The 25,490-nt window shown below is 51.8% G+C and carries 19 protein-coding genes; 16 read left to right on the forward strand and 3 right to left on the reverse strand.

The window, feature by feature from the left end:
- Positions 1-15: 15 nt before the first annotated feature.
- The 8 genes from WCS52_08270 to WCS52_08305 all read left to right on the forward strand — a co-directional run bounded on the left by WCS52_08270 (position 16) and on the right by WCS52_08305 (position 7,387).
- Entirely contained in the window at positions 16-1,200 is a 1,185-nt protein-coding gene (locus tag WCS52_08270; GenBank protein ID MEI6167176.1) for a glycosyltransferase, read from the forward strand.
- A gap of 40 nt (positions 1,201-1,240) precedes the next feature.
- Positions 1,241-1,855: an SIS domain-containing protein gene (locus WCS52_08275; protein MEI6167177.1), complete on the forward strand. Its 615-nt coding sequence runs from the start codon at positions 1,241-1,243 to the stop codon at positions 1,853-1,855.
- Between the two features lie 22 nt (positions 1,856-1,877).
- Complete coding sequence (locus WCS52_08280; protein MEI6167178.1) at positions 1,878-2,591, forward strand: transaldolase; 714 nt, start codon at positions 1,878-1,880, stop codon at positions 2,589-2,591.
- 36 nt (positions 2,592-2,627) lie between these two features.
- The gene (locus WCS52_08285; protein ID MEI6167179.1) at positions 2,628-3,668 is read left to right on the forward strand and encodes a galactokinase; all 1,041 of its coding nucleotides are present in this window, start codon (positions 2,628-2,630) and stop codon (positions 3,666-3,668) included.
- Positions 3,665-4,249, forward strand: a complete 585-nt coding sequence (locus tag WCS52_08290) for an HAD-IIIA family hydrolase (protein MEI6167180.1) — start codon at positions 3,665-3,667, stop codon at positions 4,247-4,249. The genes WCS52_08285 and WCS52_08290 overlap by 4 nt, the downstream gene beginning before the upstream one ends.
- Positions 4,246-4,971 carry a nucleotidyltransferase family protein gene (locus WCS52_08295; protein ID MEI6167181.1) on the forward strand — a complete coding sequence of 242 codons (726 nt, stop codon included), beginning with the start codon at positions 4,246-4,248 and terminating at the stop codon, positions 4,969-4,971. The genes WCS52_08290 and WCS52_08295 overlap by 4 nt, the downstream gene beginning before the upstream one ends.
- A gap of 169 nt (positions 4,972-5,140) precedes the next feature.
- Positions 5,141-6,175 (forward strand): FkbM family methyltransferase, encoded by a 1,035-nt coding sequence (locus WCS52_08300; GenBank protein MEI6167182.1) that lies wholly within the window; start codon positions 5,141-5,143, stop codon positions 6,173-6,175.
- Between the two features lie 243 nt (positions 6,176-6,418).
- Positions 6,419-7,387: a glycosyltransferase gene (locus WCS52_08305; protein MEI6167183.1), complete on the forward strand. Its 969-nt coding sequence runs from the start codon at positions 6,419-6,421 to the stop codon at positions 7,385-7,387.
- Positions 7,388-7,553: 166 nt separating this feature from the next.
- Here WCS52_08305 and WCS52_08310 read toward each other — a convergent pair whose 3' ends face one another.
- Positions 7,554-8,771, reverse strand: coding sequence for an IS4 family transposase (locus WCS52_08310; protein MEI6167184.1), 1,218 nt, complete (start codon positions 8,769-8,771; stop codon positions 7,554-7,556).
- Between the two features lie 192 nt (positions 8,772-8,963).
- Here WCS52_08310 and WCS52_08315 point away from each other — a divergent pair, with 192 nt between their 5' ends.
- From WCS52_08315 to WCS52_08325, 3 genes are all read left to right on the forward strand, one after another.
- Entirely contained in the window at positions 8,964-10,760 is a 1,797-nt protein-coding gene (locus tag WCS52_08315; protein MEI6167185.1) for a radical SAM protein, read from the forward strand.
- A 487-nt stretch (positions 10,761-11,247) separates the two neighbouring features.
- Complete coding sequence (locus WCS52_08320) at positions 11,248-13,848, forward strand: hypothetical protein (protein MEI6167186.1); 2,601 nt, start codon at positions 11,248-11,250, stop codon at positions 13,846-13,848.
- A gap of 37 nt (positions 13,849-13,885) precedes the next feature.
- Complete coding sequence (locus WCS52_08325) at positions 13,886-14,938, forward strand: glycosyltransferase (GenBank protein ID MEI6167187.1); 1,053 nt, start codon at positions 13,886-13,888, stop codon at positions 14,936-14,938.
- 9 nt (positions 14,939-14,947) lie between these two features.
- Here the strand turns inward: WCS52_08325 and WCS52_08330 are convergent, their stop codons facing one another.
- Complete coding sequence (locus WCS52_08330) at positions 14,948-15,652, reverse strand: FkbM family methyltransferase (protein MEI6167188.1); 705 nt, start codon at positions 15,650-15,652, stop codon at positions 14,948-14,950.
- A gap of 3 nt (positions 15,653-15,655) precedes the next feature.
- On the reverse strand, positions 15,656-16,906 hold the full coding sequence (locus tag WCS52_08335) for a glycosyltransferase (GenBank protein ID MEI6167189.1): 1,251 nt from the start codon (positions 16,904-16,906) through the stop codon (positions 15,656-15,658).
- A gap of 71 nt (positions 16,907-16,977) precedes the next feature.
- Between WCS52_08335 and WCS52_08340 the strand changes: the two genes are divergently transcribed.
- The 5 genes from WCS52_08340 to WCS52_08360 all read left to right on the forward strand — a co-directional run bounded on the left by WCS52_08340 (position 16,978) and on the right by WCS52_08360 (position 25,455).
- On the forward strand, positions 16,978-17,127 hold the full coding sequence (locus WCS52_08340) for a hypothetical protein (protein ID MEI6167190.1): 150 nt from the start codon (positions 16,978-16,980) through the stop codon (positions 17,125-17,127).
- Positions 17,128-17,295: 168 nt separating this feature from the next.
- Positions 17,296-23,139 carry an IPT/TIG domain-containing protein gene (locus WCS52_08345; protein MEI6167191.1) on the forward strand — a complete coding sequence of 1,948 codons (5,844 nt, stop codon included), beginning with the start codon at positions 17,296-17,298 and terminating at the stop codon, positions 23,137-23,139.
- Between the two features lie 702 nt (positions 23,140-23,841).
- Positions 23,842-24,081, forward strand: coding sequence for a hypothetical protein (locus tag WCS52_08350; protein MEI6167192.1), 240 nt, complete (start codon positions 23,842-23,844; stop codon positions 24,079-24,081).
- A complete protein-coding gene (locus tag WCS52_08355) occupies positions 24,071-24,481 on the forward strand; it encodes a PIN domain-containing protein (protein ID MEI6167193.1) in 411 nt (136 codons plus the stop codon). Before WCS52_08350 ends, WCS52_08355 begins: the two co-directional genes overlap by 11 nt.
- 392 nt (positions 24,482-24,873) lie before the next feature.
- Complete coding sequence (locus tag WCS52_08360) at positions 24,874-25,455, forward strand: LacI family DNA-binding transcriptional regulator (protein ID MEI6167194.1); 582 nt, start codon at positions 24,874-24,876, stop codon at positions 25,453-25,455.
- Positions 25,456-25,490 lie beyond the last annotated feature (35 nt).

Here is a 25,490-nt window from a genome sequence, read left to right on the forward strand (position 1 = left end):
GGCGCGTTTAACCTTATGAAAATTGTACATGTTATACATGGTTTGGACCCTCGCTATGGCGGGCCTTCGATCATGTCTGTTCGCCTTGCTTCTGAGCAGGCGCAGGCTGGGCATGAAGTGTATGTGTGCGGTAATTATAACTCAGATCGAGAATCTGAGGTTTTGAAGTTTTATTCCCGAATGCCGGGATTTCAGCAACTCACGCTTGTTAATGCGGGCACCACTCATTTGGGCGAGCATCTTTTCCCGAGAAGCGGGTGGGCGAGTGTTTCGAGACTAATCACCTCGGGCGCAGTCGTTCACTTGCATGGCGTATGGGATCCGCTACTGTTTCTGGCATCATGGCTGGCTAGGCGTTGCGGGGCCACCTATGTTATCAGCCCACATTCCATGTTATATCCCTCCCAGATGAATCGCTATGCGTGGTGTAAAAAAATTCTCATGATTTGTGGATTGCGGCGAATGCTCCGGGAGGCAGGGTTCGTGCATGCCATCAACGAAGAAGAGGTAATATTTCTTCATAACATGGATAGCACATTCCGCATCCGATTGATTCTTAATACGTTTCCTGAGACTATTTCGGGGCCGACCGATCCCTCTGAATTTCGTCGAAAGCACCCGAAGGTCGGTAACCGGCGGTACATTTTATTCCTGGGACGGCTCCATTCGCAAAAAGGGTTGGTGTACCTAGGGAGGGCGTTCACTAGGATTGCCCGGCATATTCCCGATGTCGATCTCGTGGTGGCTGGCCCGGATGGCGGGGAAAAAGTTCGTTTCGCCAGTATCATTGCCACGGCGGGTCTGGCTGACCGGGTTTATATCCCGGGCCCTTTGTATGGAACTGAGAAAATGGCCGCAATGTGTGGTGCCGAGTGTTACTGTCAGCCTAGTCTCCACGAGGGATCAAGCATGGCTCTGCTCGAAGCCCTTGCGTGTGGTTGTCCCGTTGTTATCACGGAAGGATGTTGTTTCCCGGAGATGAAGAAGGCTGGTGTGGGTTTGGTAGTGCCGCTGGACGAGTCGGCGATCGCTGAGGCCGTCGAACATGTGTTGGTCGAGCCTGACTTGAGGCGCGCTATGTCCACCGCCGCTAAGCAGATGATGGCATCCCGGCCAGGTTGGACTGAGATCGCGAACCAGATGGTGGCGGCTTATGGCGACTGTCTGAACCAGCTTCTTGTCAAGGCAGAGAAGGCCTGATAAAATAACTAAATTTACACAAGGGCTAGCAAAGGAGGAAATGAATGTGAATGATTTTGCTGAAACGTACTTAAGGGAAAGTGTCGAAATTCTTCATTCATTATCAGTTGATGCTGTTGAGAAGATAGTCACTGTTATGGCGGAGGCGCGGCGGGATGGGGGGCGGGTCTTTGTCCTCGGCGTGGGGGGAAGTGCGGCTTCCGGTTCTCACTTAGTCAACGATTTGCGGAAACTGACAGGGATGGAGGCGTATTGCCCCACAGATAATGTTTCGGAGTTGACGGCTCGTACCAACGACGAAGGCTGGGAAAGTGTGTTTTCGGGATGGCTGAGAGTTAGTCATTTGAGTAATCATGACGTCATTTTTGTGCTTTCCGTTGGGGGAGGGGATGCCATTAGGAATATTAGCCCGAACCTGGTGAGGGCGATTGATTATGCCAAAGAAGTAAGGGCAAAAGTGGTTGGCATCGTCGGTCGCGATGGGGGGTATACCGCAAAGAATGCCGATGCGGTGGTTCTCATTCCTGTTGTTTCCCCTGACCGAATCACTCCGCATACCGAATCTATGCATTCCCTTGTGGGGCATATGATTGTGTCGCATCCCTCATTGAAAGCGTCCGGAACAAAGTGGGAGTCGGTGTCAAATAAAAATTAACCCTCTATCGAAAGGTCATCCTGTGTCTCTACGCGAAATGAAAATTAAAATATTTGCTGATGGGGCCGATCTTGATTCCATCAGCGCCGCTTATGAGGAAGGGTTGGTCAAAGGATTTACGACGAATCCAACATTAATGTCACGAGCAGGTATAACCAATTATCTGGCCTTTGCTGAAGAAGTGCTTAAGATTGTCCGTGATCTGCCGGTTTCGTTTGAGGTTTTCTCCGACGATTTTGCCGAGATGCAGGTGCAGGCCCTGAAATTAGCGGCTTTGGCACCCAATGTTCATGTGAAAATTCCCATCACCAATACCAGTGGCGTTTCGGCGGCTCCCCTGATCGGGGAATTGTCACGGCGTGGTCTTCAATTGAATGTTACCGCGATCACGACAGTGCAGCAGGTCAAACAGGTGGCCGAAGTGCTTTCGCCTTCGTCTTCCTGCTTTGTGTCGGTATTTGCGGGACGCATTGCCGACACCGGAATGGATCCCGTCCCGCTGATGCAGGAATGCCTCGAGGTGATTCGGCCGTTACCTAAGGCCGAGTTGCTTTGGGCCAGTCCCCGCGAGGCGCTCAATATTGTACAGGCGGAGATGATGGGCTGCCACATTATCACGGTTACGCCGGATGTTCTGGCCAAAGCCAAACTGTTTGGGCGCGATCTGACAGAGGTTTCTCTTAGTACGGTTAAGATGTTCTACACCGATGCCCTCAAGAGTGGTTTTTCTCTTTAAGCTCAATACTGTTACAGTGGAAAAGGAATACCTGAAATGATTATTACGCGTACCCCTTATCGAATTACGCTTGGTGGCGGAGGCACAGATCTTCCTTCGTTTTACCGAGAGCATGGCGGTTTCGTTTTCACGATGTCCATTAACAAGTACATGTACATCATTTTACAGCGCCGCTCGGTAGCGGATCGGAAATATTTCATTCGGTACAGCCAGGTCGAAGTGGCGGATTCCATTGATGAGATCAAGCATGGCTTGGTTCGCGAAACCTTAAGAATGCACAACATGACTGAGTATATGGAAATCACTAGTATTGCCGATCTGCCTGCCCGCACAGGTTTGGGTTCATCGGGATCATATCTGGTGGGTTTGCTCAACGCCGTACATGCCTATAAGCAGGATCCCGTTGGCCCCGCCCAGATTGCCGAGGAGGCCTGTAAGATCGAGATGGATATTCTGAAGGAGCCCGTTGGGAAGCAGGATCAGTACATTGCCTCCTTTGGAGGATTCAAGACACTCGAGATTGATCGCGCGGGGAAGGTCACGGTTCAGTCTGTGCCGGTTGATTTCGTTACCGCGATGGAATTGGCAGGCAAAGCCCGCATGTACTACACGGGTGTCCAGCGGTCGGCTTCGGCAGTGTTAAAGTCTCAGGATCAGGCGGCGATGACGCCGCGGCATCCCGATCATGCGCGGGTAATGGACAGTCTCGCTTACATCAAGGATTTAGGTTATCATATCAAAAAATCGTTCGAGAACCGTGATCTCGATGCATTTGGACGACAGTTGGATGAGCATTGGCAGCACAAGCGGCGCATGTCCGCAGGTATATCTTTAACCGCAGTGGATCAACTCTATGAGGAGGTGAAAAAACGATTCAATGTATTGGGTGGGAAGATTATCGGCGCCGGCGGCGGTGGGTTTCTTTTTCTGTATTGTCCGGAGCACGGGAACGGGCTTGATGAATATATGAGTGCCAATCAAATGCCGCGTGTGAATTATTTTCCTTCGCTTCAAGGATCCAAGGTTATTAGCGATATGACGGCCTTTGATGACTTCAGCCCGATTGCCAAGCCATGAGGAATGCCTTTTTTATAGATCGTGACGGTGTACTCAATAAGATGGTCTACGATGAAGTGCACGGTCTGATGGATTCTCCCCGCCTCCCCGAGCAGGTACAGATCATGAAGGGAGCTGGGCAATTCCTGAGGCAGATTCGTGACCTGGGTTACCTGATCACTGTAGTTACTAATCAGCCGGGCCTCGCGAAGGGCACATTGACCCTGCCTAACCTCACTGCCGTGAATCTTTGTCTAGCGGAAAGATTGGCGAGGGATGGCGGAAGATGGGATGACATGAAGATTTGTCCGCATCATCCGGATCACATGCAGGCTCCATGCGACTGCCGCAAACCCCTTCCGGGACTTCTTCTGGCTGCAGCAAGGGATGATGAAATTGATTTGTCGAAAAGTTGGATGATGGGGGATGGCCTTACGGACGTGCAGGCCGGACGCGCGGCGGGGTGTCGTACTATTTTGTTCACCACCCTGAAACTTGAGCAGATTTCCGAGTTTTTCCGCCTCGATTGTCGGCCCGACGTCATTGCCGGGCGTTTTGAGGATGTAATTCCCAGAATGAGATTGGTGGGCGGTATTGCATGAATGTTGGATTGACTGCGTTTGTATTAGCGGCCGGTAAAGGGAGTCGTCTGGCATCATGCAGCGGAGATTTGCCAAAGCCCCTGGTGGATGTGGGAGGAGCCCCTGTCTTGGAATGGATACTAACCGATCTTGGGCGACAAAACATTTCTAATGTGATCATGAACGTCAGCTGGCAAGCTGATCAGATCACGCAGTTCTGTGGCGATGGCCGCCGCTTTGGTTGCAGGATATTGTATTCGCATGAGAAAGAACTCCTGGGCACGGCGGGAGGGGTAAAGAAAATGGAGAGCGTGCTGTCGGATCCTTTTGTTGTGGTCTATGGCGACACACTGCGGGAAATCGACTACATGCGCCTCGTGCGGAAATTTCAGGAGAAGCATGCCGATCTGGTCATCGCCCTTCATCGGGTTGAGGCGGCTTCACAATCCGGTGTGGTGGACTTGGATCCTGATTCCCGTGTTGTAGGCTTTGCGGAAAAACCGGAGCGGGTGAAGGATGGCAGTTTGGGAAATGCTGGTGTGTATGTGATGAGCAAGCGCTGCTTGTTGCATTTGGTGGACGGTAGGCCAGCTGATTTTTCTTATGATGTCTTTCCGCAACTATTAGCGGATTCGGCTCGAATTTACGGCGATGAGGTGGATGGGATGGTTTTAGATATCGGGACACCGGATCGCTTGCGGCAGGCGCGGGAGATGTGGCCGCCAGCACCGCTAAAACCATAGGTGATCCGTTGCGGTAAAGCGTTTGGATTTACTGTTGCTTTAACGCGTCTGATTTTGGGGGAACAAAATGCTTGTGAGGTAATTTCTGAATGAATAGAATTAAAAAGAAGAGGAATATTTAAAAAATATAAGGTTAGGCCAATAAAAATGCAAAACAAAGGAAAATGTCATGCAACCGAAATTTAAGTATTTGCTGGCATCTATTTTTAAATATTGGAATCACTATCAGGCAATTCTTCCGCACAATCTTAATTGGCAACTAAAACTTGGTTCGCGCGAAAAGATGTTTTTAAGCCAGAGTCCCTTGATTGTGTGTGATGTGGGTGCTCGTGGGTCCGCTCCGGAAGAGCTAGCACCTTTTTTTCCGTTTATGACATATTGTGCTTTTGATGCAGACAAAGAAGAATGTGATCGTCTGAATCGTATGCCCCATCCTTATCGTAGTTTTTCTATATTCCCCTACTTCATTGCCAGGGACACGCGGAGAATGGTTTTTAATCTTTGTACGGAAAGGGGGCATAGTTCTTGTTACAAGCCTGGGAAAAGGTTTAAGACTGTGTTTGCGGGGGAGGGCTTTGCTGTCGAAAGGGAAATTGAAGTAACTTCATCTTCACTTAATGAGGTATATTTAAAAGAGGCAATTGCCCTGCCTGATTTTCTTAAACTTGATACTCAAGGGTCAGAGTTGGAAATATTGCAGGGTGCAGATGCAATTATTAACAATGCATGCATGATCGAAATTGAGGTTGAGTTTCTCGAAATGTATGAAGGTCAGCCTCTATTCCACGACGTGCTCAAGTATATGACTGAACAAGGTTTTGAGCTTCTATATCTGAACAGGGTGTTCGGGCAAAGAAACCAAGTATTTGAGGGAAAATCACGAGGGCAGTTGATTTTCGGCGACGCTCTTTTCGGACGTCGAGAAGATTGCCTAGGGGGCTTTTCGAAAGAACGTTTAGTGAAATATATTTTAATGTTGCTCAATTATGGGCACAGTGACTTTGCTGCTCACCTTCTGTTATTGCACCCCGACATAAATAAAGAATTTCCGGTGTTGAGCGAACTAATCTCAATGAGAAAGCATGGTTCGATGCTGAAGCGTGGGATTATAAGTCAAATAGATAAACTAATTCTATTATTACTTCATATGAGAAAGTATAATCAAATATCCTACGATAGCGACAGAAGTTGGCCTATGCGATAAGTCTGACCCAAATGTTATGGACACCTTTGACGGGAATGAGTGAAGTTATTGAAAAAGCTGGCAACGAGAGTTGGTGAGTAGCTTTATCTGAACAGGATTGATGTAATTAACTTCATGAAGCATAACATAGTCGGGCGCAATTCGGATAAGCTTCGCTTATTGTTTGTTCGGGGCGAAGTACCTGAATATTATGCAGCCTGTTTGCGTGGCATCTGGGATACCTATGATATCTCTGCGGTTCAATTGTATTCCAAGATCGGTTTGGATTATGATTTTAGTAAAATTCACGGGGGTCTGGTGGTAATCCCGTCCGTAGCATCAGAGAAATTATCGCGCTGGATTGAGGCGCATATGCGAACCTTTGATCCCGATATTGTTTTTGTGGGCGGCTGGGGCACGATCCATCTAAGGGAGACATTTCGCATAGCTCGGCGGCTGGGGATTCCTTCGGTATTGGAAAATGACACGCCTGTTGGACATATCTCCAGATTTTCTTGGAAATGGTTGGCGCATTGTCTTTTTGTGAGGCGCTATGTATCTGCCGGTTTTGTTCCTGGCGCGCTGGCACGGCGTTATCTTCAATCGGTTGGTGTGAAGCATGTATTCACAGGCTTGTATAGTTGCGATTGCGAAAAAGTTCAGTCTGAGGGAAAGGGTGCGTTGGGACATTCGTCCAGATTCACCTTGCTGTACGTGGGGCGACTTGCCCCTGAGAAAAATGTTTCACTGTTCGTCAAGGCGTTCCTTCGGGTCAGGAATAAATTAGGTAGGGATGCGCAACTCATCATTGTCGGGGCAGGGCCGGAAGAACAGAGGTTAAAGGTAGAGGCCGGAGATGTGGTTGTTTTTGCTGGCATGGTTCAGCCTGATGCCCTGGAGAAGTATTATGCCTCCTCGAGTGCGTTGGTGTTGCCGAGTACATTTGAACCGTGGGGTATGGTTGTTGAGGAAGCCTACTCGCATGGATTGTTTGCAGTTTTGTCACGGGCGTGTGGATGTGTGGAGCTTATGCAGAACGGTATTTGCTCTTTTGCGTTTGATCCCAAGTCTGCACAGGCGTTGGAGTCTGCGCTGCTGGAGTGCTATGAAGTGTGGAAGGATCCGCAGCGCCGTCAGATCGGAGCCAGGGTGGCACGCAGTCTCGTCGTCCCCTATGATGCCCCAGTGTGGGGATTGCGGATTGCCTCCATCCTGCAGCGTTTGGGCTTATAACGTGATTTAATGTCATTAGCATCCCATAGGCCCGTAACGGACGGCGGACCGGGGCAATGACCCCAGCATTTGCTGGGGATTTTTAGGCAATATTTTTGGATGTGAACTTGTCTGTGCTGGAATTTCTTCAGCGGGTATCAAATGGTTTTGTTTTTATTGGAATGAATCAACCATGCTGTCCCATAAGAGAACTAGAAAAAGCCTCGAAACCTGGCAGGATCGGCTCCATCGCATACACGGCAGGCCGGTGTGGAGGACTGGCTGTCCCATAGCGGATCAGCAGTTCGCTGAGATCGACCTTCACCCACAAAGCACAGCGCACGATTCCGACACATCGAGAGAAGCTGCGAGCCCAATGCGAAACGTGGCGCAGAAAGCGCAAGAGCAAGTGCGTCAACAGACCGGTCCAGACTTGCCACTTGACGGCCTTTTCGTTAGTGCCAACAAAGTCGCGCAACTGCAGGGTCTGCTTGATTTCCTTAAAGAACGATTCGATGGCCCAGCGCGCCCGGTAAAGTTCGGTGATGGTGCGTGCGCTCCAGACCGTGTTATTGGTGATGAAGGTCATTTCCCGCTCGACCCCATCGACCACCACCAATGCGGTGATCATGCGCAGGATTCCGGGATAATCCATGGCGCTTGTCTGGCCATCGGGACGAACCAATTCATCCCGCAGGATCTTGCCTTTGCAAGGCAGCGACTTGACAAAGGTGTAGACCATGTTTTTCTTGGGGCGCAGGACGAAGAACACGCCACGAGCGTTCAGGTCTGCCAGGAACTGAAAATCAACGTACGCCCGGTCGCCCAGAAGCACATCACCGCATCCCAAGCCGGCGCACAGCATGTTGGCGCGTGTGCCATCAAAGTGTGCCGCGTCCTCCACGGCAACAAAGCTTGGAAGGAATGTACCAATATTCAGCCGCATGTGACACTTGGCTGCGGCCTTGCGTCGACGATGCCGCGCCCAGTCAATGCTCGCAAGCGTCAGTTGCAAGGTCGTCGAGTCGATCGCAAAGATCTCGCGTCTGAGCCGGGAGATGAATCCCTTATGCTTCCCATATTCGGTAAACCCCGAACTCAACGTTTGCAGATGGGCGAGCATCTGCCAATACAAGGTTTCGGCCACGGCTGGATCACGGGTGCGATTCGCATTCGAGAAAGTGTTGCGGGCCGGCGCCGATGCGCCACGAACCCGCAAGAACTCCGCCTCGTGAACCGAGAGAGCATCACAGATATCGTTCAGGCTCAAGGCATGGGAGGCATGGCCGTAGATCAAGGACAGTACATGGCTGGTTGCCGAAAAGCCACGGGTGTCAATTTTGAACTCCCGCGACAACACGGGAATCATGTGTTCCGGAATCAGATTGCACAGCTGCCTAAACACGGTATGCTGACTTCTCGTTGGCCGGGACGGTCCGCTTTTGTGGACGCGAGGCGCTTGGCGGCGCCGAGGTTGATGTTTGTTCATATGCCTGTAGGTTACAGGCAAAACAACCTCCCGGTCAGCGCTATTTCCCGCGCTGCCCGTGGGTGAGCCTATGGGATGCTAATGATTTAATGTCATAAAATGCTGTTTATGAAAAAGAAGGTATCTATAAACATGAGTTTGAACATCCCGACAGCCTCCGAACAACATCCGCCCGGACCGACAAAGGAAAATGGGGGGCTAGGTTTTTTATTTATTCACCCCAAGATCGCCCGCCAGGGTGAATATTATGAGTTTCCTTTGGGCATGGCATACGTAACAGCCGTCCTGCGGAAACAAGGTTTCGCCGTCCACGTTCTGGATTTGTGTCATGGTGATGAACCCATCGTGGATCAGATTCGTGCAATGATGGACAGCAACATTAATGTTGTTTGTACCGGAGGCATGTCAGTCAAGTGTGGAGCTATCGAAGAGGTTGTAAAAGCGGTTCGGGCAATCAACCCGACTTTACCGTTGGTGGTGGGAGGACCGATTGTCACGGCTGATCCCCCGTTGGCAGCCGAGATCCTTGGTTTCGACTACGGAATCATCGGAGAAGGAGAATTGACCATCGCGGAACTGGCGGAAGCACTGCTTCATCAATCGGATATAACACAGGTCAAAGGGCTGATCTATAAAGTCAGAGAAATGGACGCTACGGCGGGCACCTATCGATCTACGCCGGAACGGGAAAGTATTCGCGATATTGACTCATTGCCTTACCCCGATTACGAGGGTTTCAATTACCGTCGGTATTTGTCAATTATCAATCCGACTTGTTCCAGCAGCACTTATACGCTTGTTGAAAATCCCCGCCCTGTTAGCATCGCCACCACACGATCCTGCCCTTATAACTGTACGTTCTGCTATCATCCCCTTGGGCGGATATACCGCCAGCGCAGCTTGGCTAATGTCAGAGGGGAAATAGAGTATCTGGTCAAAAACTACAACATCAATCAGCTTCACATATTTGACGAATTATTCTCGGTTAACAAAAAGAGGGTCATGGAATTTTGCGATTTGATCGAACCTTTCGAGTTAAAGTGGGCCGTTCAATTACGGGTTCCAGATGTGGATGAAGAAATGCTGCTCCGAATGCGGTCGGCTGGTGCCTGTAATATTGGGTACGGCGTCGAGAGCATGTCCGCTACAGTCCTTAAAAGCATGAAGAAGAATATCACCCCGGATCAAATAAGGCGGGCGCTGGAACTTACCCGAAAGGCCAAAATGGGGGTCACAGCCAACTTAATTTTCGGGGATCCAGCGGAGGATGACCATTCTGTCCGTGAGTCCTTGGACTGGTGGTTTAAGTCAAAACAGTACGCGGTGAACCTATTCATGGTGCGGGTGCTGCCTGATTCCAAGATTTATCAGGACGCGGTGGCCTCAGGTGCGGTTAAGGACAAGGCCCAGTTCATGAGGGATGGATTTCCGCTAATCAATGTGAGCAAACTGACCAACAGGGCTTATACAAAGTTGCGCAATTTTACTTTATGGTACGCAAATGATGAACGTCTCGTTCCTGTTGGAAAAGTGATCTCGTCGCGCATGTCAGACAAAGGCGGCGGAAACTGTGGGGATGTGGATATCACGGTGGAGTGCCCTGATTGCCATGTGGTTACAGAATACAAAGGTTTTCGCCAGCAGAATTACTTCACATTCAGGCGGTTAACTCAACTAATGTGCCGAAATTGTTGGCAACGGGTTTATGTGCGGACCAAGCAAGTTTTCCGCGAAAACTATCAACTTAGGAATAACACACTGCTGGACTTTTGTGTGAAGCAGGGGATTGATTTCGTTCAGATTAGACCGTGGGTCTTTGGCTTGGTGAATTACCTGAGGATGGTTTTGGTTTCTGATCGCGCCTTGATCAAGATGTTATCGTTCATGGGTAAGCGTTCGGCTTAACCCCGTCGTGCGCGAGTTCCCGACTTGCGTGATTCTGTAGCCACTAAAGGTGAGTGGTTATGGTTAAACCAATGAGGGAGCGGGAACGGTAAGCGATGAGGGCGGCATGATTAGCGTACCGTGCAGCAATCGATATGCGGGAAAGTTTTAATGGGTTGAGTGGTTGGTGGTGAGTTCGATCGGGATCTCTTGAGAGGAGAATGGTTTGTATTCATGGGCCAGCGACGGAATCTGGCGAAGGGGTTGTACTGGGCACGTAACGGATTCGCGCTGTGGGTGAATCGATTGGTGCGAGGTCGATGCATGCTGCCTCAAGGCGCGGTGGCGGGTGTAGATCGCGCAACACTAGCGGATCTTATTTCTGCAAGTTGCATCTAGGGAATAAGATAAACATTGTGTTGCCAGGTTGTTCTATAAGCATGTTTAAATGTTTTATATGCGGTGTGGCAATGGGCATGGACCTGTTGCCCAATTAGATGGAGGCGGTATGCGTGATCGGCGAATTAATATTCTCATTGCTTTATTATTTTTAGTCGTGATAGCGGTTTTTACTTTTAGGGAAGTATTTGATCCCGGACGCGTACTGTTCATGACTGATAACAATTTGGGGGGTACTGCCAATTTCGCCCGTTTTTTGCCGGAAGGAATGTACCGCACATTATGGGACAATTGTCCGCTCTTGGGTTTCTCTGTAACGATTCCTTTTTCCTTTGGAGGGTTGTTGCTCTGGGTGATGCCATTAATATTCTACATGAATTGGTATCATGCAATTATGATGGGGGTTGCATCGCTTGGGTTCATACTGTTTTGCGTTCAGCGGCGATGCGGACTTCTGTCATCATTGATTGGATCATTGGCAGCATTCTGGATCGGAAGCAGCATGACGCTGGTCTACTCTGGTCACAATGGCAAATATGGTGTTTTAGCGTTTGCAGGGATCGCTTTGTGGCTTATTGAAAAAGCGGCAAATCATAAATGTCTTGTTTGGAACTTGCTGGCGGGTAGCTCCATCGGGTTGATGTTCGTAGAGCAACAGGATGTAGGCTTGTTCATTGCTCTTTTTTTGGGCGCCTATGCAGTATATGCGCTTTTACGAGAGAATTCTTGGAGATGGCGGGCTCTTGTACTGCCTCTATTGACTATGGGCACCATGGTTCTATTGGTTGGTGGGCCCAATATTCTGTCCGGATATATGACGCAAGTGAAGGGGGTCGTCTCCATGGGTGATGAGAATCCCCAACAGAAATGGGACTATTGTACTTCGTGGAGTCTCCCTCCGGAGGATGTGCTCGAATTCATTGCCCCAGGGTTCAGAGGTGTCCGCACTGGCGAGCCAGAAGGACCTTACTGGGGCAGAATGGGGCGTTCTCCAGGCTGGGAGCAAACTAAGCAAGGTTTTCAAAATTTTAAACTCAACAGTGAATACGAAGGAGCCATCCCGATTGTATTGGCGCTATTGGCTGTTTTTATAGCGATTGTAGGAGGAAAGGGTAAGGGCAGAGGCCAGGGGGCGGAGGACAAGGGCCAGCGAACGGATGGCAGCAGGCATAAGCAGAAAGGCGAAAAACTAACTACCGAATCGCATAACTCTCAACGCGCAACTTGTAACGCGCAACTCGAGCCAGTGTTATCCCAGAGACGCGGTGACATCATTTTTTGGGGCATAGCCACGCTGGTGGCGCTGCTGTTGGCTTTTGGACGGTTTTTTCCGCTGTACAGCCTTTTCTATCAGATTCCTGGGATGTCCTCCATCAGGTGCCCTCAAAAGTTTCTTCACGTTTTTCAAATTGGGATAGGGATTTTGGCGGCATTTGGCGCTGATGCACTTCTGAGAGGGATCCCGGAGGGGCTCGCGAAGTGGACTAGGCGATTTGCTGTGATGGTCCTGGTCCTGGGAGGACTATTGTTATTATGGACAGCAAGTTTGGCCAGTTCGAGGGAGGCCCTGACTAGCGGTTTTGTTAGCGAAGGTTGGTCCCGTTATGCATCAGTTATGGTGAATAATATGGTGCAGGGGGCTTTCCATGCCTCAATGATGACTCTGGCCGTGGGAGCGGGATTGCTGTTGCTAGTGGTCTGGCGGCAGCGTCAGCAAATGCGGCGCAATGGCGTCATGGCCGCGATTGTCCTTGTGATGGTGGGCGACGTTTGGCTGTTGTCGCGAGATTACATTAAGACCGTTAGTTTTCAAGAAGTTGCTGGCGACAATGTAGTGACAACCTTTCTGAAAGATAACCTTAAACAGCAACGTGTTTATATGCTGTCTCAGGAGGGCTTTTATAACAACTGGTTGACGGTCCTCTTCCCGTACCATCAAATTGAGACGTTTAATGTGTCACAGATGCCCCGGATGCCAGTAGATTACGATCTGTGGCTGAAATCGGTCGGTCGTGATCCCCTGCGGCTCTGGCAGTTATCGGCTATAGGATATATGCTGGCCCCGGAACAGACGTGGCAGCAGATCCAGAAGGACCCTCGTTTCGCGCGTCATTTTGAGGCGGTTAAAGGCTTCAATGTATACGCCGTTGGGACAGGCGTATCGGTTGTCGAGGTGCCGCTAGATAAGCCGGCTGGACATAGAATTCTTCGTTTCAAAGATGGCTTGCCGCGATTCAATCTTTTTCATGACTGGGGAATTGCGCCTGATGAAGTTGTGCGGGATAGGCTGGTTGATCGTATTTTTGATCCACTTTCCAAGGTGTGGGTTGCTAGTGATACTGCAGGGGCACTACCCGCTGCGGTGATGACCACAAATATCAATCACGAAGTTCTTGAATCAACACTTTCAACCACAGGCGCAAAGGTGACGGCCAATGTGGCCAGTCCTGCTGTTTTGATGTTTGTGAATAAACACTCGGATGATTGGAGGGTGGATGTTGATGGCCGTCCTGCCCCACTCCTTCGATGTAACTCCTTATGCTTAGGCGTATATTTGGAGCCCGGAACACATCAGGTGCGATTTTATCTCCGGCAGAAGTGGGGCTTATTTCTTGTTGAAATTGGTGGCTTGCTGGTATGCCTTGTTGCTGTTTTGTTTTTATGGCTACGGCAGAAGCCTGATAATCGTTCAGATCAATTACAAACCTGAGCTGACAACTTAGCCGATTGGCTTATATATACATCTCATGACCACTGGACATCAAACCCAACCCAATCTCAGTGTGGTGATCCCAACCCTTGGTCGTGCGACCCTTGTGGGTACGCTGGAGTCGCTGGTTAATACAGAAGGTGGTTCTGCGGTGGAGATTATGGTTGCCGGCAAGATTCCTGATCCAGGTGTGGCTGCGGCCGTTGCTCGGTTGCAGGCGATTTATCCCCAGATTCAACACATGCCCATCAGTTTCCTTCGGGGTGACTCAAGTGAGAAGAAAAATGCGGGCTGGCGGGTTGCACGCGCTGAGGTGGTGGCTTTCATTGATGACGATGTGATTGTGTCGCCCGACTGGCCTCAGCGCATTCTGGAACCTTTTGAAAATCCGAAAGTGGGTCTTGTTAGTGGCCCCAGTCTGGTGCCGGATGAACTACCTTTGATGGCGCGTCTGGCTGGGGTGACGCTGGCCTCGAAGGCGTCCGGTTACGTGGCCGCGCGTTATTCAGCGGAGGGCAATGAGTATTTCGCTGCCAAATGGTCAAATCTGATTGGCTGCAACATGGCGTTCCGTAAATCCCTGCTCGTGGAGCTCGGTGGCTTTGATGTGGCCTTCTGGCCCGGAGAGGAAATGCTGGCCTCGTTCAGGGCGACAGAGGCTGGCTCCGGGTTGGTTTTTGTTCCCCGTGCCGCTTTGAAGCATTTCCCGCGTGCCAGTTTTGGCGGCTTTCTTCGTCAGATGTTCGGGTATGGTGCGACGCGCATCCGGCTGATGCGTGCGGGGGTTGAATGCGAGTGGACCACGCTCATCCCTGCCGCATGGGTCGCTTCACTCATATTGCTAGGGCTGGCGATGCCATTCACGCATTGGGCGTTGTGGCTGTTGTTGGCGAACCTGGGTCTCTATTTGTTAGCTGCGGCCGGGATCACGCTGGCTAAATTGCGCGAAACGGGCAGTGCCCGCGATGCCCTGATGATTTTCCTGATCCCCTGCATGCACCTGGCTTATGGCTGGGCGGAATGGGTGGAAATCTTGCGTCCAAATGTGGATTTAGGTCTGGGAAAGAAACAGAGGCCTTGCGCGAAGTGATTTTTTTTATCAGCTTGGTTTCCATCCAAATGCGGTCAAATGGCACGGGAATGCTGAAGTGGTATTGTAGCCCCACTCTCTGAGTTGCTTTTCCACCCTCTTGCTGGTGTTTTCACCATCCAGAATGTGGTAGGAGGCGATGCAGATGTACGCCTGACTGTTTTTGAGCGTTTGTTCACACCCCTTAAGGGCCTCAAGTTCAGCGCCTTCAATGTCCATTTTGAGAACATTGATTTTGGAGATACCAAGTTTCTCCAGTTCTGAATCCAGTCGGGTCACCTTAACCGTGAGATCCTGTCCGGCCACGGCGCCACTGATACAGGCCGCTCCTGAAGTGAAGCCTTCCGTACCTGCTCGGAAGGTAAGTTCTCCTTCAGAGTTCCACAGCCCTTTTTCAATAATGGTGACGTTGTCTATCTCGCCGCGCAGATTGGCGCGTAGTCGCGCCAGGTTCCGAGGGTCAGGTTCAAACGCCAGTACCCTGCCGGTTGGGCCCACTTTTCGGGATGCGTAGACGGTGTAATCGCCTGTAAAGGCCCCCGCATCAACAATGACATCGCTGGGTTGAATCTTCCGGAGATACTCATACCCTACCAAGGGGCAGGTTTGTCTCAGGAACTGCGGGACGAGAAGCGATTCAGCCACCCAGAAACGAAAGGCGTTCTTTGCGCGATTCTCGGGGATTTTGTCGAATAATGTCTGCATTAAACTCATGGTTCAGGGGGTCCTTTCAACGAGGGCTTCATCATACTTGATTCCTGCCAGTGCTAGCAAGGGAATGGCCATGGCGGTTGCCGCCTTATCTATGTCGAAGTGTTGGGCGCAAAGTTCCCCCGCCTTGATCCCGAACTCCTTGCGTTTCTGCTCATCGCCGGCAAGTTCAAGAAGTTTTGCTTTAAATTCACTCATATCCTGGGGGTCAAATAACAGACCATTCTGGCCGTCGGTAATGATTTCTTCAATGCCCTTCAGTCTGGCCGACAATATGGGGAGACCAATCGCCATCTCGTGTACCAAGGTATCGGTCAGGTGGAAGTCGTCGGATGACTGCCCGATCCGCATGACCAGTCCGATGTCCCCGGCATTCAGTGCCCGATTGACCTCTTTTTCGCCGGGCAACCACCCGGTGAAGATAATGCGGTCGGATAATCCAAGGTCCCTGCTTAGCGCCTTGAGCGGCTCCAACTCGGGGCCTGAACCAATCAGGAGGAAACGCCAGTCAGGGAGTTGGTCCTGGATTTCGGCCAGAGCCCGGATGATCCGGTCATTTCCCTTGTTGGGATGCAGCACTCCATGGTGGACCAGAACCAGCGTATGGGCAGGGATGTTGAAGGCTTTGCGGGATTCATCCCGGTTGGAAGGGAAGTAAATGTGGGTGTCACATGGATTGTAGACGGGGCATATCCGGTCGAAGGGAACACCCAGTCCAACCAGAAATGTCCGGGTGTAACGGACCTTTGTGAAGATCAGGGGGAGTCGACGCCATGCGTAGTAATCAAGTTCTTCGATCAGGCGCGTGACAGGCCGCATCAAGGGATACCGCTTGAAATAAATGTTGATGAAAAAATCCGCAACGGTGATGGCGATGGTGCGCCCGAAAAACAGTCTGGCGATCAGGGGGGTTAGCGGAAGGGTCTCATCCATGAAAACCACATCCACCTTCATCAGCCGGCAACGGAGTGAAATAAAAGGGAGGGCCAGATACCAGATCAGGGTTCCGATCATTTTACCGCGCATGGAAGAGCGGTTCAGCGTGTAGGGCAGATAGTGAAGGATCGCCTTGGATTGAAGGGTGTTGTGAACCCTGGTGCGTGTCTTAAGACCAAAATAATGTACCTCACAAAATGGGGACAGCTTGTCTATGAGTCGGGGAATGCAATGGCCGCCGGCAATGATATGGTCTGCCGGCCCGTAACGATGCCAAAAGGCGATCTTTTTCCTAGATAAGAGTTTTTCTGAAGCAGTCATTTATTTGTCTTTTTGGCCCATCGTAATCTCTGCTCCCTAGCAAGGTCAAGGAAGTGCCGCAGGAGTTATGGTTGAACTTGACCCTCGGTAATTCCCTGCAGGTGGATGCCGACGTCCCGGCGGCATTAGTTTCTATGAGATTCACCCCGGGTGCCGATACCGCCGGGACATCGTCACCCACCTGTGCGACACTCTCGACGCTCACCCGGTCCCAGTATTAAATTTTAACAACGATTTACAGAATACACAGGATGAAAAAAACAGGTTTTCGCCATATCAGGGATTCCCTGATAGGCACGCGTGAAGGGACGTGCTATTAATGCTACTTCTGGAAACAATATAAATACGGAATTCCTCCGGTAATCTTTAAAACGAAAAGAGTGGGTGCTATGATTGAAAAAATAAAAAATGTCAGCCGTCCATCTCACCTTTTTTGCAAGGGTGCTGGGTTGATCATCATGGTTCTTTCTTTCTGGAGCAGCTGTGCTTTTGCTGGGAGTCCCGGAAATTATATCTCAGGGGATGTCCTTAGCTGGCGCATCGGGAGCAATCTTCCTGTGGCGCGGGGGATGTTGGGGGCCGCAGCGGTAGATAGCCGAATCTACGCAATAGGTGGCTATAATTATGGATGGAATGCCTCGGTCAATGTATACGATACTGCCATGCCGACTCAGGGCTGGACTAGCGTGACGTCGTTACCAGGGGCGCGAGGCTGTCTCACGGTCGCAGCGGTTGGAGGGAAGATCTATTCGATTGGCGGACAGAGCGATGCCGGCTTCCATTCGGAGGTGTATGTCTATAACCCCCTGCAACCGGGCTTGGGGTGGTTGAGCGTGAGCAACCTGCCTGTACCATTGTTCCGCATGGCGTCTGCGGTGGTGAATGATAAGATTTATGTGTTGGGCGGGGGTTCGACTAATGGTACCCAGTCGGCCGTCTATGAGTACGACCCTCAGCAGCCCACTCAAGGCTGGCGTTACCTGAATAATTTGCCGGGACTCCGCGATAATTTGGCGGCCACATCTGTGGACGGGAAGCTTTATGCGATTGGGGGATCCAGCCCAACGGGCTTCCACTCGAATGTCTATGTGTGTGATCCATTGCACCCTGAGCTGGGGTGGGCGAGCATTAGCAATATGCCTGCCGCACGATACGTATTGGGGGCTGCGAGCATTAATGGGAAGGTGTTTGCGGTTGGTGGGTATAATTCGAGCCAGACAGGGATTGATTCAGTCTATATGTATGATCCCGGCCAGCCAGGGCAAGGCTGGTTAACCGTCAGTAATCTCCCTGCGGTAAAAGGCGAAGCCCCATGTGTCGTGGTGGGTGAGAAAATGTATTTCGTTTCGGGTGGCAGCGCCCCGTTGACATGTCAGTCGTCGGTATTTGAAGGATCGTTCACTTCGGGCGTCAGTCCTTCCTCTGGCCCAATGCAGGGCGGAACGACGGTCACCATTAACGGCGGCAATCTTGGAAATGGAAGTGACATCACGAACGTGACGTTGTGCGGGGCCGTTGCTGCCATTATCAGCCAGAGTTCCTCGCAAGTGGTGGTGACATCCGGTGTGTCCGGGCTAGCGTCAACAGGTGCGGTGACTGTGATTTCTATTAGCAGCGGGGTTACAACCCGGGAAGCTGCCTTCATCTATACTGGGACGGCGCCTGCGGCTCCGAGTGTATTGCCAGCAACAAGCGTAACATTGAGCGGGTTCTGCGCGAACTGGTTGGCTGTGGGCGGTGCGCAAAGCTATGTCATGGATGTGTCGGCTTTCAGTAATTTCGTGAGTTGTGTGGCCGGGTTCAGCAACCTCACTGTGGGCACGGGAACGACCTGGTCGGTGGGTGGCTTGAGTGTAGGAAGCACCTACTACTACCGGTTAAGGACCAGGCAGGGGGGGATGACAAGTACGAATTCCGCGTCAACAGCCGTGACGACGACGCCGGGGAGCCTGAACGTTAGTACTGGCCCGGCGACGGGTGGGAATACGCTGACCATCACGGGAATGGGGCTCGGGAATGGGGATATTACGAATGTAACGATCTGCGGGGTTGTGGCATTGATCCAGAGTCAGACTTCGACCTCCGTGACGGTGGTGGTCGGTGCCGGCGGCTCGGGGGTTGGAACTATTGTTGTGCAGTCCATTAGTCAAGGGGTGTCTCAGTGGGGAAATGGATATACCTACAATCCGGCGGGAGTTATTTTTGCGAATAATCTCTCATGGAAAAGTATTACTGACTTCCCGGTTGCGAGGGGACTCTGCGCGGCAACCGTTGCGGATGGAAAAATCTATGCGATGGGCGGGTATAATGGCACTTGGGGCGCCCAAGTGTATAAATATGATCCGCTTATGCCGACTCAGGGATGGGTGAACGTGAACTCGATGCCTGTTGGAAAAGGCTGTCTTGCCGCCGTAACGGTCAGCGGGAAGGTTTATGCGATAGGCGGACAGAATAATAGCGGGATTCTGTCGTCAGTGAATGTGTTTGATCCTCAACAGCCCGGGCTGGGATGGTTGAGCATCAGCAATCTTCCTGTGCCATTGATTCGCATGGCCGCCGTTGTCGTGAATGATAAGATTCTGGTCATGGGGGGGATATCTACAAACAGTACCCAGTCGGCTGTGTATGTGTATGATCCGATGAACCCTACCCTTGGGTGGCGGCATTTCAACAACTTGCCTGGAACCCGGGACAATCTGGCGGCCACCGTGTTGGACGGAAAGGTTTATGCGATAGGTGGAGCCAACCCTGAAGGATTTTACTCAGACGTTTTTGTATGTGATCCAACGCATCCTGAACTGGGGTGGGCAAGTATCAGTAACATGCCTGCTTCACGGTATGTGCTGGCGGCGGCGAGTGTCAATGGCAAGGTACTGGCGGTGGGCGGGTTTAACTCCAGTCAGACCGGGGTTGACTCAGTTTACCTTTATGATCCGACCCAGCCGTCTCAAGGGTGGTTAAGCGTCAGCAATCTGCCGACGGTTAAAGGCGAGGCCCCGTGTGTCGTGATAAATGGAAAGATCTTTGTCATATCAGGGGGCATTGCTCCGCTGACCTATCGGGCAAGCGTGTTTGAAGGGGCCTTCTCTACGGGGGTCGCTCCTGCTTCCGGCTCAATCCGGGGCGGAACAACGGTAACCATTAGAGGCAGCAATCTCGGAAGTGGTGGCGATATTACGAGTGTGAGGTTCTGTGGGTTCCCTGCTTCAATTGTCAGTCAAAGTGCCTCCCAAGTTGTCGTCACGACATCGGCGTCTGGATTCGCCACGAATGGGGCCGTGGAGGTGCTGTCCTCCAGTTATGGACTGTCGTCACTCTCCGGTGGGTATGCCTATACGGCGGCTGTCTACACGGTGACGTCATCTGCGGGCGCTCATGGCTCCATTTCCCCTGCAGGTGTCATCTCGGTGGCGGAATGTAGCGCTATCAACTACATCGTGCAGGCTGATCCCGGGCGGCACATTGCTGAAGTCGTTGTGGATGGCGTTTCTGTAGGATCGTTTACCCCTGCCAGTAATCTCTATCAGTATGCGTTCGCAAACATGTCCTCCCATCATGTGATTCACGCGACGTTTAATACACCGCCTGTCATTGGCGTTACCGCCACGCCGACGAACGGGGTGGCGCCGGCCCGGGTGATGTTTGATTTTTCGTCCTCTTTGGACTCGGAGACCAATATCGTCCGATGTGAAGTGGATAAGGAAGGCGATGGACAATACGAAACAGTCTGCGCTGGTATTGGGCATATTATTGTGGAGTATGGCAAACCGGGCAACTACCTGGCCGCCGCCAGGGTCGTGGATGCGTATGGAGCCGACAGTATCGCTATGATCCCGGTCACAGTATGGGGCAAGTCCCCCACAGCGTCGATTCACGCCAATTCAACCAATGGCCCCGCACCCTTTGCGGTGATGTTCGTCGGGACAAACTCGGCGGCTGCTGAAAATCACCAGATTGTGGCTTATGAATGGGACTTTGATGGGGATGGGGTCTATGACCGTCTTTCGCGAACCGGCGTTATGTCTTATATTTACCGGGATGCGGGCTTGTATGTTGCCGGTCTTCGGGTCACTGATGACCAGGGCTTGCAAGACAAAACCAGCATGGCCATTCTGGTAACCCTGCCAGTATTTACTCCACCTTCAGTTGGACTGGAGGCGAGCCCCGCTTCAGGCAAGATCCCGCTGCCTGTGACCTTTGTTGCTATGGTCACGAATGGGGCGGCAATCATGGAATATCTCTGGGATTTTGATGAAGATGGACGTGTGGATTTGCGAACAGTTGAAAATACAGCAACTCGCACTTACAGTGCTGTAGGTCGGTATCAGGCCAGTGTTACGGTGGTGGATGCAAATGGGCTTTCCGGCTCGGCCTTCGCCATGGTGGCGGCTCAGGAGGCCTCTGCGGTCCGTGTCTGGATTGTTCAACCTAAGGATGGCGAAAAGGTGAGCGGAAATGCCGTTTCCGTGAATGCTAATGCCGTGCCAGCCAGTCAGGTGGCTTCTGTTCAAATTCAGTACCGTCAGACGAATGGGGCCTGGTTCAATATCAGCCCACCGATGGTGCCGCCACCTGCCGATTTCAAGACGCGGTGGTGCGTCACGAATCTGGCCAGCGGAACCGTCTGCGAACTCCGAGCAATTGCCATGGATGTCAGCGATGCGATATTGACCTCCGAGGTGGTGGTGGTGACTGTTGATGCGGCGAAAGGCTCGGAAGGCGAGGATGCCGATGGCAAACACACCAAACAGGCGACATTTGGGGGGAATGAGACCGCTGAGGTCGACGTGTATGATGGCACAAGTGTGACCGTTCCGCTTGGCGCGGTTGAATCGAACCTCACGGTTGAGGTCGAACTCACCGGTGTTAATACGAACCCGGTGAATGGGACCGCGGATGGATTGGTAAATATTAATGCCAATCGCAAGGTGTCTTTGGCCGGAAATCCGGATCTTAATAAGCCGGTCACGATCATTCTGCCGTATTCGGATACCAACAATGATGGCCTCGTAGACGGGACCACCTTGCCTGAGACGACCCTTACGGCACATTGGTTTGATACCGTTGACGGGAAGTGGAAGAAAACCTTGTCCTGCGAGGTCGATACCTCGGCTAATCACGTCAAGGTCACCACCTATCACCTTACGGAATTCGGCTTGCACGCAAGTCAGAACCTGTTGAGCCCAGCCAGCGGCGGGATGTTGCGGTCCTGCACGTATGAAGGGACAAATGCCGGATCAGTCACATCCTTGACGGATGGTAATAATCTCAGCTACTGGAAGAGCGCGGCGGCGCCTCTGGTGTCGCAGGAGTTTGTCTATGGATTTACCAACTACCAGGGGGCAATCTGCTCTGAGGCGGTGCTTTATAACTATGGAGAGGCGGCTAATGGGTTGACCAATTATAGCCGGAACTATGAAATTCTGGTATCCATGGACAATAGTACTTTCACATCTGTGGCCACAGGGACTCTGGCGATGAGTGAGGGCGCCTTGGTAGTCAACATGGGGAATGTGACGTGTCGTTCGGTTAAACTGGTGCTGTCCAGCGGCTATAGCTCGAATGCCTGGGAATTGGCTGAATTTGAAGTTCACGGGGTACTGACAGCCGACCCGGATGGAAATGGCATGAGCGATGCCTGGGAGATGCGCTGGTTTGGGGCGTTTATGCCCGGCGGCACCAATGATTTTGAGGGTGACGGTTTGACGGATCTCGCTGAGTTCCATTACGGATCAAATCCGACGACGAATGACACGGATGGGGACGGCATGGCTGATGCCTGGGAGGTGCAGTACGGGCTCCAAGTGGCGACCAATGATGCTGCCGCGGACTTGGATCGGGATGGACTATCCAACCTGCAGGAATTCATCGCGGGCACAAATCCGACCAATGCACTGTCCGTTTTGAAGATTTCAGGACCAGCCTTTGACGGTCCCTGGTCAACCAATGTTTCCTGGGCTGTGGAGCATTGGAGAACTTCCGGCGCCAGCGTTGTCTGGTATCCCAGCCAGTGGGTTACCCAGATGTCGATGAACGCCGAACGATACATTATGGAATGGGATGCGGTGTCGGGGCGCACCTACCAATTGTATAGCACGACGAACCTTCTCTCAGGGTTATGGCAGACTAACTCTCCTCGGATCCTGAGCGAGGGAGGGGTCATGACCTTCACGAATGATATGGACGCGGGGCGAGGTCAGTTCTTCCGGCTCGACGCCGAACTGGGCCCGTAACACTAACGGGGGGGCTTTGGGATAGGAAATAGGTTTGAACAGGAACGTCCACAATTTCCTGCAGGTGGATGCCGACGTCCCGGCGGCATGAGTCTCAGTAGGAGTCATCCCGGGTGCCGAGGCCGCCGGGACCAGCCTACGCCAAGGCAGGCAAACGTCGGCATCCACCCAACTGACTATCTGAAAAAACAGTAGCCGCCGCTGATAAGCGGTGGATAAGGCTGGTGAGACCAGTTGATCGTCTTAGAGAATGGAGGCCCGCGCGTATATGCACGTGGGCCTTTTGTTTTGCCCGCCCAGGTGGATCCTTGAGAGCTTCTGGCAATGCATAGATACCGTTCGTGATAAAGTGCGGCTTGAAACACTTTGGGAGGGAGGCTCACCTCCCTGGCGACTCTGGTGAGGGAAGACAAGCGATGTGAGGTGTGAAATGTGGGAGGGGCGCTATGCGCCGCGACAGGAAAAGGTGGCAGCCGCCGTCCCTGGCGGCTGATGGGGGATAGTGGAGAATATTACATGTTTGACGATAGGGTGAAGTCGAGATATTATTCAAGTTGAACGTGAAGTTTAACTTACTATCATTCCTGAAATATTCTAGACATGATCTTGGAAGAACCACGCCTTATCAGGCGCGGCTACGTAGCGGTGGCCGGCTCATTGCTGGATTATTATGGGAGCATTAATAGTGGGAGTGAGGGTGCGATGAAAACCATTAGTATGCTTGAATTTAGACGCCACTCAGAGCGGGTCATCAAGGGGGCACTAGCGGGAGAGCGGATGCTTTTGACTTATCGGGGTAAACCCTTATTCCATCTCGAACCTTGTGTTCATTCGAAAAATAGTTTTGGTGAAGACCCATTCTATCGCTTGGCCGAGCATGCGGATGGAGCCGCGAAGCCCCTTTCGAACCGGGAGATAGATACGCTTCTCTATGAAAGCTGATATTTTTGTTGATACGAGTGGTTTCTATGCCTTGCTGGCGTCAAAAGACCCGCAGCATGTAAAGGCGGCGGCCCTTCTCAAGAAAGCGGCGGGAGCCAGCATCCGTTTTGTTACAACCGATTATGTCCTCGACGAGACGGCCACCCTGCTAAAGGCGAGGGGGATTGGGCATCTGCTGGATCTGTTTTTCGATGACCTTACCGCATCGCATGCTTGTCGAACCATGTGGACGGATGCGGCCGACTTTGCACGAGCCCGTGACTATTTCCTGCAGCACAAGGACAAGGACTATTCATTTACCGACTGTGTCAGTTTTTGCGCCATGAAAAGTGAGGGTATTAATCGAGCGCTCACCACCGATGCTCACTTCCGGCAGGCCGGTTTCGAGCCGTTATTGTGAAGAGTAAGACGTGAGAAGTGTCATAGGGACAGGAAATATGTTTGAACTGGAACGTCCAGTAATTCCTTATGCTTGAAAAATAGTAGCCGCCGCTGATAAGCGGTGGATGGTCCTGGTGAGACCAGATAAATCGAAGAACCACGCCTTACCTGCCCGCAGTGGCTGCGCCACAGGCGGGTCAGGCGCGGCTACAAAACCTGTTTCAACAGGCGGCTTAAGCGCAATCCCATGGAAAGATGCCTCTGAACATTAAGCGTTTAAGGGAACAGCCTGTCGATTTCTGAAGAGAATGGAGGCCCGCATGCATGTGCGCACACGGGCCTTTTGAAGAGATCTGTTCAAATCGGAATTCGTGGTGACTTTCACTAAACATCAATGCTAAACTGTTTAGCATGAATAATCCAGTGACGATCAGGGATGTCGCCAGAGCCGCTGGCGTTTCAATTTCCACGGTTTCGTTTGTGGTTAATGGGAAGGCTGACAGGTATCGGATCGGGCGAGATACACAGGCCCGCATCCTGGCTACTGTCCGCCAACTGGGCTACTCGTCGATGCGCGGCATTTCAGATGAAAGATTCAAAATTAATAATGCAGAGCACGCCAAAGGCTCGATCGGTTTGGCTCTTTCCGCCATAAGTCCGCCCGACTCCCTCGCCATGATCCTGGCTATGGAACCCATTCTTGCCGCAGCCGGTTATCACCTGGGCGTCAACGTCATTCCTGCGGACCCGGTGGCGGCCCGTGAGCGGGTGAGCCAGTTACTGCATGACGAGGTATCAGGTATCGTGTGTTGTTCCAGCATCTACCCCGTCGTGTCGGCGATGGTGGGTAGGGACTGTCCCGTGCTCGTTCTGGGGCAAGGTGCCGGCAACGCCATGGTGGCAAGTCTGCAAGCAGGGAGCGGGCAGAGTTCAGTTGGCAGCGGACAGTTGGCAGGGAGCAGTTCAACGGGAGACCCGCGCGCAACCAGCTAATGCAACACCAGTTGTATAAAAAGGTCACGCGGTAA

The sequence above is a fragment of the bacterium genome, assembly GCA_037128595.1.
Classification (GTDB): Bacteria; Verrucomicrobiota; Kiritimatiellia; order CAIKKV01; family CAITUY01; genus JAABPW01.

Bases quoted from the DNA above. Each gene is read 5' to 3' on its own strand.
- WCS52_08270 (MEI6167176.1), top strand. From the start codon at position 16: ATGAAAATTGTACATGTTATACATGGTTTGGACCCTCGCTATGGCGGG.
- WCS52_08275 (MEI6167177.1), top strand. From the start codon at position 1,241: ATGAATGTGAATGATTTTGCTGAAACGTACTTAAGGGAAAGTGTCGAA.
- WCS52_08285 (MEI6167179.1), top strand. From the start codon at position 2,628: ATGATTATTACGCGTACCCCTTATCGAATTACGCTTGGTGGCGGAGGC.
- WCS52_08290 (MEI6167180.1), top strand. From the start codon at position 3,665: ATGAGGAATGCCTTTTTTATAGATCGTGACGGTGTACTCAATAAGATG.
- WCS52_08295 (MEI6167181.1), top strand. From the start codon at position 4,246: ATGAATGTTGGATTGACTGCGTTTGTATTAGCGGCCGGTAAAGGGAGT.
- WCS52_08300 (MEI6167182.1), top strand. From the start codon at position 5,141: ATGCAACCGAAATTTAAGTATTTGCTGGCATCTATTTTTAAATATTGG.
- WCS52_08315 (MEI6167185.1), top strand. From the start codon at position 8,964: ATGAAAAAGAAGGTATCTATAAACATGAGTTTGAACATCCCGACAGCC.
- WCS52_08320 (MEI6167186.1), top strand. From the start codon at position 11,248: ATGCGTGATCGGCGAATTAATATTCTCATTGCTTTATTATTTTTAGTC.
- WCS52_08325 (MEI6167187.1), top strand. From the start codon at position 13,886: ATGACCACTGGACATCAAACCCAACCCAATCTCAGTGTGGTGATCCCA.
- WCS52_08330 (MEI6167188.1), bottom strand. From the start codon at position 15,652: ATGAGTTTAATGCAGACATTATTCGACAAAATCCCCGAGAATCGCGCA.
- WCS52_08335 (MEI6167189.1), bottom strand. From the start codon at position 16,906: ATGACTGCTTCAGAAAAACTCTTATCTAGGAAAAAGATCGCCTTTTGG.
- WCS52_08345 (MEI6167191.1), top strand. From the start codon at position 17,296: ATGATTGAAAAAATAAAAAATGTCAGCCGTCCATCTCACCTTTTTTGC.
- WCS52_08350 (MEI6167192.1), top strand. From the start codon at position 23,842: ATGAAAACCATTAGTATGCTTGAATTTAGACGCCACTCAGAGCGGGTC.
- WCS52_08355 (MEI6167193.1), top strand. From the start codon at position 24,071: ATGAAAGCTGATATTTTTGTTGATACGAGTGGTTTCTATGCCTTGCTG.
- WCS52_08360 (MEI6167194.1), top strand. From the start codon at position 24,874: ATGAATAATCCAGTGACGATCAGGGATGTCGCCAGAGCCGCTGGCGTT.